Source organism: Paenibacillus contaminans (assembly GCF_003285015.1).
In the GTDB taxonomy this organism is placed as follows: Bacteria; Bacillota; Bacilli; order Paenibacillales; family NBRC-103111; genus Paenibacillus_V; species Paenibacillus_V contaminans.
The window spans coordinates 161,419-174,563 of sequence record NZ_QMFB01000008.1; the positions used below are offsets into that span (position 1 = coordinate 161,419).

A 13,145-nucleotide genomic window follows, 5' to 3' on the forward strand; every position below is an offset into this window, starting at 1 on the left:
TAAGAGGAAGGTTTTTGTTAGGTAAAATAACTTAACGGGTTAAATATTCTAACAATTTCCATAACTCAACTGAAAGCGTTTAACTACATCGCAGCACAAAATGATCAGGGGGCGGTTGAGTATGAAGCGTGTTAGCAAACTGGCATTATCCTGCTTGTTGGTTCCGGCACTTCTAGCGGCTTGCAGCAGCAAAGAAACGAACGAGAAGGCGCCCGAGCCCGGACAGAGCAGCTCGCCTTCGGCATCGGCCGGCAATGAGAGCGCCAAGCCCGTGGAAATTTCCATGGTCAGAGAGAAATCCGGCGTTATTAAGTTCCGCTCCGGCGAAACGATGGACAAAAACACTGTTTCCGATGCATACGAGAAAGAGTTGGGCATCAAAATCAAAAATCTTTGGGTGGCGGACAGCTCGCAGTATCAGCAAAAGCTGCAAATGAGCATTTCCTCGAACGATATCCCGGATTTGATGTTCGTCAATGCGGATCAGTTTCAGCAGCTGATCGAAGCCGATATGCTGATGGATTTGAACGGCGTATACGAAAAGACGGCGTCCCCGGAAACGAAAGCGTATTTGACGAGCGACGGCGGCATGCAGATGGATTCGGCTAAGCAGGGCGGAAAGCTGCTTGCCATACCTGCGACGAACAGCCCGTACAACGCGGCCTCCCATATATGGATCCGCAAGGACTGGCTGGACAAACTCGGACTCCAACAGCCCAAAACGATGCAGGATCTTCTGAAAATTACCGAGGCGTTTACGAAGCAGGATCCGGGCGGTACAGGCAAATCCTACGGACTTCCATTGACCAAAAACGTATTTATCGATGCGGCGTCCGACGCTTTTGCCATTACGGGATTTTTCAACGGCTTCCACGCCTATCCGGGCCAATGGGTGAAAGACACATCAGGAAAGCTTGTATACGGAAGCGTTCAGCCGGAAATGAAGGCCGCGCTCAAGCAGCTGCAGGAGATGTATAAAGCAGGACAGATCGATCCGGAATTCGCCGTTAAAGATATGGTGAAGGAGAACGAGCTGGTAGCCTCCAACAAAATCGGTGTGGCGTACGGCCCGTTCTGGCTTAGCGTTTATCCGCTTCAGGACGGCGCTGTCAAAGACGGCAAGGTCGTGCAAAATTGGGTGCCGTATCCGATCGTCTCGGTCGACGATAAGCCTGCGATGACTCAGGCTGAGCTCGGCGTTGACGGGTATTGGGTCGTATCCAAGAAAGCGAAAAATCCGGAAGCCGTCATCAAGCTTCTTAACAAGTGGGTCCAGGTATTGACCAAGCCTACTGACGAAGACAAAAAGACCTATCTGCTCAATACCGAAGAGGCGCAAAGCTATTGGTTGCTGAATCCGATCCGCGTTTTCTCCCAGGATCAGAACACAAGGAACGGCGAAGTGCTGCCGAAGGCCATCCAGAACAAGGATCAATCGCTCGTTCAAGGCGATGCGGATCAGCTCGACCGGTATAACAAGGTAATGAAATATTTGGGCGGCGATCTTTCGCAATGGGGCGAGTGGGGAATTTCCGGTCCGGGCGGCGCATTCTCGATCATGAGCGGGTATTTGAAGGACAAACGTTTTCAGATCAACGGGTACACCGGCGCGCCGGGACCTGTGATGACGGAGAAAAAGCCTGTTCTTGAAACGAAAATGAACGAAGTGTACATCAAAATCATCATGAATCAGCTGCCGATCGACGAGTTCGACAAATTCGTAGAGGATTGGAAAAAAATCGGCGGCGATGCGATGACGGAGGAAGTCAACAAGCTGTACGCCAAAACCGGTAAAAAATAATCCCGTGTGTGGCGGCGGTGCGATAATGCTGCTTGACAGCTTCATGCAGAGGCGCAATGCGCGTTTTTCCGGGCGCGCATTGCCTGCTAGAATGGAGGTCCGCTGTGATCATCAAGAGATTTGCCAAAGAATGGCCGTTTCACCTTTTGCTGCTGCCAGGCGTCGTGCTTGCCATTATTTTCAGCTACGTACCGATGGCGGGCATTCTGATAGCCTTTGAACGATTCATTCCGACTAGGGGGATTTTCGGATCGCCGTGGGTCGGATGGAGCAATTTCAAAATGATGTTCGACTACCCCGATATGGGCCGGGTTATGTTCAACACGATTTATATCGCCGTATTGAAAATCGCCGGCGGACTTCTCGTGCCGATTACGATTGCGATTCTGCTGAACGAGGTGCGCAAAGCGGCGTTCAAGCGGGCGGTTCAAACGCTCGTTTACTTGCCCCACTTTCTGTCTTGGGTACTGCTCGGCGGTATATTGATCGATATTTTATCGCCTTCTACCGGTATCGTGAACCAGATTTTGAAGCTTTTCGGCATCGAACCGATCTTTTTTCTTGGGAATAACACCTGGTTTCCGATAACCCTCGTCGTATCGGATATTTGGAAGGAGTTCGGCTTCGGGACGATCGTTTATTTGGCCGCTCTGACCAGCATCAATCCATCCTTGTACGAAGCGGCCGAAATCGACGGCGCGAACCGCTGGAAGCAAACCTGGCATATTACGCTTCCCGGCATGATGCCGATCATCGTGCTGATGGCCACGTTAAGCGTCGGCAACATTCTGAACGCCGGGTTCGAGCAAATATTCAATTTGTACAGTCCGCCGGTTTACGAGAGCGGCGATATTATCGATACATTCGTCTACCGAATGGGGATCGTGAAAGTGCAGTACGGCTTGGCGACTGCGGTAGGTTTAATGAAATCGGTCGTATCCTTCATTCTGGTATCGGTGTCTTATATGATGGCTTACCGGTTTGCAGGCTATCGGATTTTCTGACCGGCATTACCGGTCTCTTGCAAAAAGCCGCGAAACGGCAAGCCTTACACGGCAAGTTTTTTGGAAGGAGAGGTTCGTCTTGACATCACGTCCAACCGCGGGAAGAAGAGTGTTCCTGGCAGTCAACTATGCGTTTCTGACCGCTCTCTCCATCCTGTGCATTCTTCCTCTTGTTCATATACTCGCGTTATCGTTCAGCTCGGGGTCGGCCGCATCGGCAGGGGAAGTATCCTTGTGGCCGGTCGACTTCAATACGGCGGCTTACCGCAACATTATGAACAAGCCGGAATATTTGAACGCGTTCTGGGTTTCGGTGCAGCGGCTCGTTCTCGGCACCGCGATCAGCCTGACGCTTACGGTCGTTACCGCATACCCGCTTTCGAAGGAGCCCCGCGCTTTTCAATGGCGGACCTTGTATACGTGGTTTTTCGTCTTCACCATTTTGTTCGGCGGCGGTCTGATTCCCTGGTATATGACGATCAAATCGCTTGGGCTGATGGATACGATTTGGGCGCTTGTTTTGCCCGGCGCGCTTTCGGTTTTCAATATCATTTTGCTGCTTAATTTTTACCGGGGGCTTCCGAAGGAGCTGGATGAATCGGCGAGAATCGACGGAGCGGGACATTTTCGCACGCTGTGGAACATTTACGTTCCCTTATCCAAGCCCGCATTGGCGACAGTCGGATTGTTCACGATGGTCGCGCATTGGAACAGCTGGTTCGACGGGCTTATACTGATGAACCGGCCCGAGCATTATCCGCTTCAAACGTTCCTGCAAACGATCGTCATCATGAAGGACACGAGATTTATTCGTTCGGAGGATTTGGAGCTGCTTCGTTTGATTTCCGACCGTACCAGCACGGCGGCGCAAATTTTCGTGGCGTCTTTTCCGATTCTGATCGTGTACCCGTTCCTCCAGCGATTTTTCATCAAGGGCATCGTGCTTGGCAGCGTGAAGGAATAAATGGCGTTCAACTGCCCGGCTTGTATAATGGAGTGTGTAAGAGCGACAATGACGCACGCTCCAAGCGGGGGGACTACTCATGGGATTTCGAAACGCGCTCAAGCAAAACCGTCAAACGATTTTCGCCAAGCTGATGCTCACGTTCATCGCGGTGCTTGCGCCGCTGTATGTGCTGACGCTCATTATTAACGATAAAGGCGCAGAAAGCACGCGCAAAGAAATATCGCAGTCGCTGGCCAGCCGAAACGATTTTTATTTGAACATGCTGCAGCTGGAGGTAGAGCGCGTGATGCGGGTGCTTCCGGAGTATGTCGTGGATAAGGATCTGATGGCGCTGGGCTCAACGGGCAACTTCCTTAACGATTACGAGAAAATCGACAATATCGTCGCGATCCAGCGGCGCTTGAATCTGATTAAATACAACAGCCATTACATCCAGGAAGTGCGGGCATACATTCCGATGATCCAGAGAACGATTCTGAGCACGACGATCGAAACGACGGTCAACGACGAGGAGTTCAATGCGCTGCAGCTTGTCAACAATACGCACGGAACGGCCTTGACGCACTGGAACGACCGGCTTTTTATAAGCATGCAGTATCCTTTCATCGCCAATCGGATGCCGCTGTTTCTGATAGGCGTCGAATTATCCGTCGATAAGCTGAAGCAGTCGTTAAGCGAGGTCATCAGCATTCCGAACGGGAATGCGGCGCTCGTTAATTTGAAGCAGGGCTGGACCGTCTCGGACGAAACGGACGCGACGATCATAGCCGCGCTGCGAAGCCATACGAGCGAATTGTCGAGACAGGAAGCGAGCGCCGGTTATGACACGCTGCGGTTCGGCGAAGATCTCTACATGGTTTCCTACACCTATTCGGAAGCGCTCGGCAGCTATCTAGTCAGTTACGTTCCGGAAAGCTACGTCACCGGTCCGATCAGCAAATACCGGAACTGGATACTCGGCGTTTCGGTACTCTCCGTTTTTATCGTGCTGTTTTTCTCGATGTCGATTTACCGGATGATCCATAGCCCGCTCAAAGGGCTGATCGGCGCGTTCCGGCGCATGCGCAACGGAGATATCGAACCGATCGGGGACGTCAAGCGGCATGACGAATTCGGATATTTGTATACGGCATACAATGAAACGGCGATTCACTTAAAAACGCTTATCCAAGAAAATTACGAGCAAAAAATTCACAGCCAGCGTTCCGAGCTCAAGAGGCTGCAATCGCAGATCAATCCGCATTTTTTGTACAATTGCTTCTTCGTGCTTTGCCGTTTGATTAAATCCGAGGATCTTGAGCTTTCTTATCGATTCTGCCAATACGTGGGAGACTACTTTCAATACATTACGAGGGACGATTCCGATGAAGTGCCGCTGCAGACGGAGATGAAGCATGCCGGCACGTATGTCGATATTCAAAAAGTGTGTTACGGGGGCCGAATTCAGGTTCAGTTCGACGAGCTGGATCCGGCCTACGAGAAGCGGCGAGTGCCTCGCCTTATTCTCCAGCCGATCGTCGAGAACATGTATAAGCATGCCGTTTCCCAAATGCTCGGCGGCGGCAAGCTGTGGATTCATATGGCGTACGACGGCGACGATCTAACGATTTATATGGAGGACAGCGGCGGCGGCTTGACGGACGAGGATTTGGAAAGGCTGAACCGGAAGCTGAACCGGTCGGCTCAATCGATTGAGGACACGACCGGCCTTATCAACGTGCACCGGCGCATTCAAATCAAATACGGGGCCGATTACGGCCTTTCGATGTCGCGGTCGGAGCTCGGCGGTCTTCGCGCCGCGATCCGGTTATCCTTGAAGGAAGGAGTGGAGTAGCTTTGTACAGATTGCTGATCGTTGACGATTTGCCGATTATTACGGACGGGCTCGCGGAGCAATTTCTGAAGGAGCAGCGTTTGCAATTGGAAGTGTATAAAGCGTATTCCGGCTTCGAGGCGCTGGATCTGATGAAGAAGCATCGGATCGATATCGTGCTGTCCGATATTCTCATGCCCGGGATGGACGGAATCGAACTGCTGCGCGAAATTCGCAGTAAATGGTCCGCCTGCAAAGTCATTTTATTGACGAGCCATAATGATTTTCATTATGTGCAGAGCGCGCTCTCACTAGGCGGATTGGAATATATTCTGAAGACGGAAGGCGACGACAAGATCGTCCAAAGCGTCGAGAAGGCCATCCTTGCATTGGATAAGGAGCATGACGAAAGAAGGCTGATCGAGAAAGCCGAGACGCATATGAAGATGGCGCTGCCGGCTTTGCAGAAGGAATATATTTGGTCGCTGCTGCAGGGCAAAAAGGTGGAGTCCGGGCTGCTGGCCGAGCATTTCGGCAATCTCCGCTTGCCCTTTCATGCGGAGTATCCCGTATTTTTGCTGATATGCCGGGTGGACGAGTGGAAGGAAGTGACGAAAGCGCCCGATAAGGCGCTGATCATTTACGCCGTTCAGAATATCGTCGAGGAGTTTTTATCCGAATCCGCTAAGTTGCTGTCGCTCGTATACGAGACGTCCAAGATGGTTTGGATTTTACAGCCTAAAGCGCCGGAGGGCGAATATTGGGAGAAAACGTTCCGCGATGTCGACGGCTTGCTGGAAATGATCCAACGCAAGTGCCAGGAGCTGCTGAAATTGACCGTTTCTTTCGTATTAAGCAGCCGGCCTGCGGCGTGGCCGGAGCTCGCCGACCGGTTCCAGGCGCTGAAATACTTGCTGGTGCGCGGCTTGGGCGGCCGCAAAGGAACGCTTCTTACCGAACAAAGCGATTCGTGCCGGGAGGAAGGCCGGGCGTTTCCGAGCGCCAGAAAAAGAAGCATCCAGCTTCAAAGCAAAATGCCTCTGCTGCTGCATGGCCTCGAGAACGGCGGCGAGGATGATTTCTATCGGTTGTACGAGGAGCTGGCGCCCGTTTTCACGGACGAGACGGTGTCGCGGCTGCAAAAAATCGAGCTGTACCACGCGATGTCGTACATGTTTCTAACCTTCGTGAATAAATACGAGCTGGAGAAGGAGCTCGGCGAGCAGGTCGAATGGGAAAAACTCGTCGTCTTCGATGATTCCGTGCCCTGGCAGGAATGGAACCGCTATTTCATCCAGCTGGCTTCGCTTATTTTCTCATGGAACAAGAACGAGCAGGAGGAAAGCACGAACGATATCGTCCGAAAAATCCACGAGTATATCGAAAGCCATATTTCGACGGATATCTCGCTTATTCATCTTGCGGATCACGTGCATCTGAATCCGTCCTATCTGTCCCGGCTGTATAAGCAGATTACGGGCAGCGGGCTTTCGGATTATTTATCGGAATACCGCGACCGGAAGGCGAAGGAGCTTCTGCAAATCAGCCATTTGAAGGTGCATGAAATCGCAGCTTCGCTCGGCTATAATTCTTCGCATTCGTTTATCCGTTTTTTCAAAAAGCAAAATCGGGTGACGCCTCAGGAATACAGGGAACAAGCGGGGTTATAGCCGATACGGAAAAAGGGGGTGGTTCGACTATGAGAATTCGTAGAGGGCAGGCCGCTATTTTCCGCGCTCAGCTGCGGGGATTTGACGGCTCCCGGAGCGTTCATGCGCGTTCGATTGCAGGTTTGACGTAACGGTCGCCTGTTCGAAGCCGCCTTCCGGCGTTTTTTTTGGAAGCGGTGTCATACGGCTGGCCGAATACGGTGCCGAAAGCTTAATCTAAGCGGTTCCGCACGAATATCGATCGGACTGCCGCCAAGCGGCGGCCGGTCTGGAGAATGGGGCCGGCAAGCTTGGCAAAATCGTCTCTATGAAGATGGTTGAATCAGAGGGAATGGTAAAGGCGCATAGGAAAGGTTTGCGTCAAAATGACTAAATGAACAATCTGTTCATTGGGTCTGTTCCGTATTGTACCTGGTGTTCGACGGCATTTTTGCCGGTTTCGAATAACAAGCGATAACAATCGCAATCGAGGAGGGATTTCCATGCAGAAGCTTGGCAAGAAGGTGCGCAGTACGTATTCGTTCAGAAGGTTCACGGCAATCGTTACGATGCTTTGTTTGCTGCTCTCGTCCTTTCAAACCGTTTACGGAGCAGGCGGCGCAGACGAACTCGGCTCGCCGGCCGGCGACATCCGGGGACATTGGGCAGAAAAGCAGATGCGGAAGTGGCTGGAGAAAGGAAAAATCGAGGGTTATCCCGACGGAACGCTTCGTCCGGATCAGACGGTTACAAGAGGGGAATTCGCCGCGCTCGTGAACCGTTCCTTCGGCTTCAAGGATCCGGCAGCGGTTTCATTCGCCGATTTGGCGGAAACCGACTGGGCTTACCGCGACATTGCCATTGCGGTGAAAGCAAGCTACCTGCAAGGCGACGGAGAGGGAACGATCGGCGCCTCCCGGACGATCAGCAGACAAGAATCGGCTGTGATCTTGTCTCGTCTGCTCAAAACGGATAAGCCGGAGGATGGAAATGCGGCAGAGCGCTTCACCGACGCCGGCGAGATGGCCGACTGGAGCCAAAATGCGGTGGAAGCCGTTTCGACAGGAGGCTTGATGACCGGTTACGAGGACGGCAGCTTTAGGCCGAAGGGCTTTCTCACGAGGGCGGAAGCGATCGTTATTTTGGACCGCGCGCTGGCCGCTATGGATAAGGTGTACGACAAAGCGGGCGCGTACGGGCCGGATTCCGGGATTATGGAGATTGCAGGGAATGTTGTCGTCGCTGCGCCCGGAGTTACGCTAAGGAATATGACCATTGCCGGCGATTTGACCGTAGCGGAGTCTGTCGGCGAAGGCGACGTGTTTTTTGAAAACGTTACCGTAGAAGGAAAGACCCATGTAAAAGGCGGCGGCAAGGACAGCATTCATTTCGAAAATGCCGTGCTGAACGTCGTGCTGATCGATAAAGAAGCGGGGACCGTTCGCATCGTGCTGGAAGGAACGACGACCGTAATGGAGATCGTCGTCGCATCCGGTGCGATCGTCGAAGCGGGCGATGGAAGCGCCGATGGAGCGGCTGTCGCGCTTGTGCGGTTGGCTGAACAGCTGGCTGCGGGAGCGGAAACGGTTCTGAAAGGGAGGTTTCAGAACGTAACGGTGGAAGCGGCAGGCGTTAAGCTGCTGCTCGCCGGAGGGACGGTCGGCAAGCTTGACGTTCGCGAGCAAGCGGCCGGTACGACGCTCACCGCCGATAACGAATCGACGATCGCTTCTCTGGTACTGGAAGCTGTCGTTAAGGTGCTGGGGCAGGGCGTAATCGAAAAAGCGGTTTACAGCAAAAAGGGCGGCGAATCGACGTTCGAGCGTAAGCCGAACAGCGAGACCGGAGGAGGAGGCGCTTCGACGCCAACTTCGACATCGACGCCAGAGCCGACCGCGACGCCGGAACCGACCGCGACGCCAGAACCGACCGCGACGCCGGAACCGACCGTGACGCCAGAGCCGACCGCGACGCCGGAACCGACCGTGACGCCAGAGCCGACCGTGACGCCGGAACCGACCGCGACGCCGGAACCGACCGCGACGCCGGAACCGACCGTGACGCCAGAGCCGACCACGACGCCAGAGCCGACCGCGACGCCAGAGCCGACCGCGACACCGGACGCGAAGACATATTTGACCAAAGAAGGGCTGGCCAATGCGGACATCATCGTAAGTCCTCTCGCTAGCGAGATGGAAAAACTCGCGGCGGCCGAGCTGCAAAAGACGATCAAAACGGTCAGCGGAGCGGAGCTGCCGATTTATAAAGGAGCGATTGACGCAAGCGGCGTCAGCGCCCAGCTGTGGAACGACCGGCTGGACGTGAAGAAAAGCGGCGTCTACCCGATTCGGGTATCGCTGATGAATAACGGCGATCATGCCGTAAGCATTGCGTTTACGCAAACGGGCGGCATGCCGATTCACGTAAATATGGGCGATACAGTCGAGCTGGGAGCGAAGCAGAACAGAACCGTAGAAGGGACCGTGACGGTGCCGGATACGGCTGCCGACGGCGCGAATGCCGTTGCCGTTCAAGTTAACGCAGGCGATGAGGCGGTCGCTGCGCTATCGCTCACGGTTAATGTGAATTGGAACCTGCTCCAGAACGGGGGATTCGAAGGGGGTTCCGCAGACGGTATTCCTACCGGCTGGAATGTGCCTTCCGGCGAGCTGGACGATCAGCACGCGCACGGCGGTTCGCATTCGCTTCGCGTGGAGCTCGGGGGCGCGTCGTATATTTATGCACGCACGGATCAGCAGCTGAAGCTGGAGCGGGGCCGCGAATATACGCTTCAAGCATGGGTGAAGGGGACGGCGGCTTCCGGACAATCCGTGGTTCTTCAAGCGACGGAGATGCGGCAGAACGGCGAATCGAAGCCGGGCACGAGCCAGCTGGTGCTGCCCGTGACGGATGAATGGACGCAGGTGGAGCTGAAGTATACGCCTCTTCCGGGCGCGCAGTTCGATTATGTCTGGTTTTATTTCTTTATCGTACAGGGGACGGAAACGCTCTGGATCGACGATGTCGTCGTGAAGGATTCCGGTCAACAGCCGGAGCCGACCGATAATCTGATAACCAATGCCGGATTCGAGATGGCTGGCGCAAACGGCCTTCCCATAGGCTGGAACGTGCCTTCGGGCGCGCTGGACGACCAAGTGGCGCGCAGCGGATCGCGTGCCCTGCGAATTGAGCTTGGCGATCTATCATACATTTATGCCCGTACGGATCAGCAGCTGCAGCTGGAGCGGGGGCAGGAATACGTGCTGCAAGCGTGGGTGAAAGGAACGGCGGCCACCGGGCAGTCAGTCGTCCTGCAGGCGCAGGAAATGCTGCTTAACGGCGGAACGCAGCCGGGCACGGGTCAGCTTGTGCTTCCGGTGACGGACGAATGGACGCAGGTCGAGCTGAGATATACGCCGTCAGCCGATGCGCAGTTCGATTATAACTGGTTCTTTTTCTTCATCGTGGGAGAAACCAAAACGCTCTGGGTCGACGACGTCACCTTGAGCAAGGCGGAGAACGCCGCCCCACAGGCGAAAAACAACGCCGAAGGCTCCGATGCGACAGGCGTGTCGCCTGGCAGCGAACCGAATATGCAGAACGCAGCGGAAAACGATCGGCTCCAGATTGTTCTCGGAACGCCGGCATCCTTGCCGTCCGTTGAAGGGCTTTATCCGGACGATATCGCTTTCCTTCAAGACTCCGACGGCTTCGCAATCCGTAAGTCGGGCAGCAGGATTTACATCATCGGCAGCGAACCGAAGGGCGTGCTGAACGGCGCTTACGATTTCATGGAGAAAAATGCAGGGGTGTTATGGACCCGTTCCACGGATATCGGCACGCTGTACGATCCGCAGCCTACTATAGAGGCGGCGAACGCCGATTACCGGGAGAAATCGCCGTTCCGTCTGAGAGGCTGGCATACGACATGGTACGGAGCTAACGGCGAATATCATTCCGATCCGGGTACGGAATTGATGATGGCGCGCAATAAAATGAACGCCAAGCTGGCCGAGTTCGAAAATATGGAGCAGTGGGAAAGTCACGAAGGCTTGGGCGTCAAGGCGTTCAACATCGGCCACAATCTAGGTTACTGGCTGCCGAACGACGTGTTTTTCGCATCGCACCCGGATTACTACAATATGGATGCGAACGGCAATTACATCCCGGAATCGCAAAACACGCAAATCAATTTTTACCATCCCGAAGTGCCGGGTGCCGTAGCAGGCCGCGTAAAGCAATTTTTGGCCGAACATCCGATCGAATACGTCGGGATCGGCATTAATGATACGCATTACTTCGAACAGGGGGTGCTGAGCCGCTCGCCGTTTACGACGCCGGACGGAATCGTCATCCAGCCGGACGAAGAGGATTATAAATCGACCGTTTTCTTCACATTCCTGAACAAAGTGGCCGCGGAAGTGAAGCAGACGAATCCGAATACGAAAATCGTCACGTTCGCTTACTTTTTCGCGGACGTCCCGCCAAGAGTGGAGCTTGAAGACAACATCGTCATCGTGATGGCGCCGATTTCCGAGGACGAGCGGCTGCCGATCAACACGACCAACCAAGGAAGCATGAACTACGGCTATAAGCTCAAACTGGAAAAATGGCTGACCAAAACGAACCATATCGTCATGTACAACTATTACGGCAGCTTCCTCTCCGAGGCTTATGAAAGGCCGATCGCGGAGAAGGTGCAGGCGGATATGCAGTATTACCGCGATCTGGGCATTACGGGCATTGTGCCCGAGAACAAAACCGATGCCAAAGGGCCGTTCTGGGGCATCAATGCGCTGCAATTTTGGCTGTTCGAGAAGCTGTTCTGGAACCCGGACGCCGATATCGAGCAGCTGAAAAACGATTTTATCCGCAAAGCGTACGGAAATGCCGCCGAGCCGATGAAACGCTACTACGATCTGATCGAGCAAGGGTGGAATTCCGACAGCTCGCCGATCGGTTATAACGCCAGTGAATCGACGTATATCGGCAAGCTGATTATCGAAGCCGGCATCAAGGATGCCGCGCAAAGCGCGCTCGACGAAGCATGGGCATTGGCTAACGAACAGCAGAAGGCAAGAATCGAACCGATCAAGACGACATTCGAAACGTTGACGCACAAGCACAGCATCCTGCCGAAGCTGAAGGCGAAGGCGTTCAGAACGACGGCAGGCAAAGAAGCGGTCACTAGCGCCGTTTACTTCGATGGACCTTGGGCCGATGCCGACCCGGTAACGCAGTTTTTCAAGATGAATACGCTCGAGCCGGCGTCCGTTCAAACGAATGTGCGTTTGTTATGGGATGACGAAAATTTGTACGTCGGCTATGAGAACTTCGATCCCGATCTGTCGGCAAGGATAACGAGCGACACGGCTCCCGGGGAATGGTGGGCGAAGGGCTCGGACGACGATAACGAAACGTTCGTTACGGGCGACATGAGCGGCAGCTCCTACTACGTGTTTTTCAGCAACTCGGCGGCGCTTAAGCTCGAGTATAGCGGCCCGGTGCAGGAAAGCAGCTACAGCGGGTACTGGGAAGCTTACACCATGGTCGGGGAAGACCGGTGGAATACGATCAAGGTCATTCCGTTTGCCAGTATCAATGTCGACCCGAATGTGACCGATAAGCTAAAAGCGTACTTCTTCCGCATGTATCACGGTACGACGGCAACCGAATATTTCGGCTGGGGCGGAGGAGCGGTTTGGAATAGCGCCGACTTTTATCCGGTCACGCTGGAGGAATGATATAGGTCTTTAGGGCCTTATCAAAGGCGTTCACCCATTTGCGAAGGCGATTGTCAGATTTACGGATAAATGATACGAACAAGGCATTTTCCCTTAATTGCGTTTCCAGCTCTCCTATAAAAATGCATTCTCCCGAAGCGCGCCTGAAGAGGCGCGCTTCGGCGCGT

General features: G+C 54.0%; 6 protein-coding genes. All 6 read left to right on the forward strand.

The features are described from left to right. Positions 1-121 precede the first annotated feature (121 nt). The 6 genes from DQG23_RS15650 (at position 122) to DQG23_RS15675 (ending at position 12,978) form a co-directional block, all read left to right on the forward strand. A complete protein-coding gene (locus DQG23_RS15650; protein ID WP_113031796.1) occupies positions 122-1,801 on the forward strand; it encodes an extracellular solute-binding protein in 1,680 nt (559 codons plus the stop codon). Between the two features lie 104 nt (positions 1,802-1,905). After that, the gene (locus DQG23_RS15655; RefSeq protein ID WP_238177901.1) at positions 1,906-2,805 is read left to right on the forward strand and encodes an ABC transporter permease; all 900 of its coding nucleotides are present in this window, start codon (positions 1,906-1,908) and stop codon (positions 2,803-2,805) included. Between the two features lie 79 nt (positions 2,806-2,884). Continuing rightward, positions 2,885-3,769: a carbohydrate ABC transporter permease gene (locus DQG23_RS15660; RefSeq protein WP_113031798.1), complete on the forward strand. Its 885-nt coding sequence runs from the start codon at positions 2,885-2,887 to the stop codon at positions 3,767-3,769. A 79-nt stretch (positions 3,770-3,848) separates the two neighbouring features. Next, on the forward strand, positions 3,849-5,606 hold the full coding sequence (locus DQG23_RS15665; protein ID WP_113031799.1) for a sensor histidine kinase: 1,758 nt from the start codon (positions 3,849-3,851) through the stop codon (positions 5,604-5,606). A 2-nt stretch (positions 5,607-5,608) separates the two neighbouring features. Next, entirely contained in the window at positions 5,609-7,255 is a 1,647-nt protein-coding gene (locus tag DQG23_RS15670; protein WP_113031800.1) for a response regulator, read from the forward strand. Positions 7,256-7,737: 482 nt separating this feature from the next. Beyond that, a complete protein-coding gene (locus tag DQG23_RS15675) occupies positions 7,738-12,978 on the forward strand; it encodes a DUF4838 domain-containing protein (RefSeq protein WP_113031801.1) in 5,241 nt (1,746 codons plus the stop codon). Positions 12,979-13,145 lie beyond the last annotated feature (167 nt).

Bases quoted from the DNA above. Each gene is read 5' to 3' on its own strand.
- DQG23_RS15665 (WP_113031799.1), top strand. From the start codon at position 3,849: ATGGGATTTCGAAACGCGCTCAAGCAAAACCGTCAAACGATTTTCGCC.
- DQG23_RS15675 (WP_113031801.1), top strand. From the start codon at position 7,738: ATGCAGAAGCTTGGCAAGAAGGTGCGCAGTACGTATTCGTTCAGAAGG.
- DQG23_RS15650 (WP_113031796.1), top strand. From the start codon at position 122: ATGAAGCGTGTTAGCAAACTGGCATTATCCTGCTTGTTGGTTCCGGCA.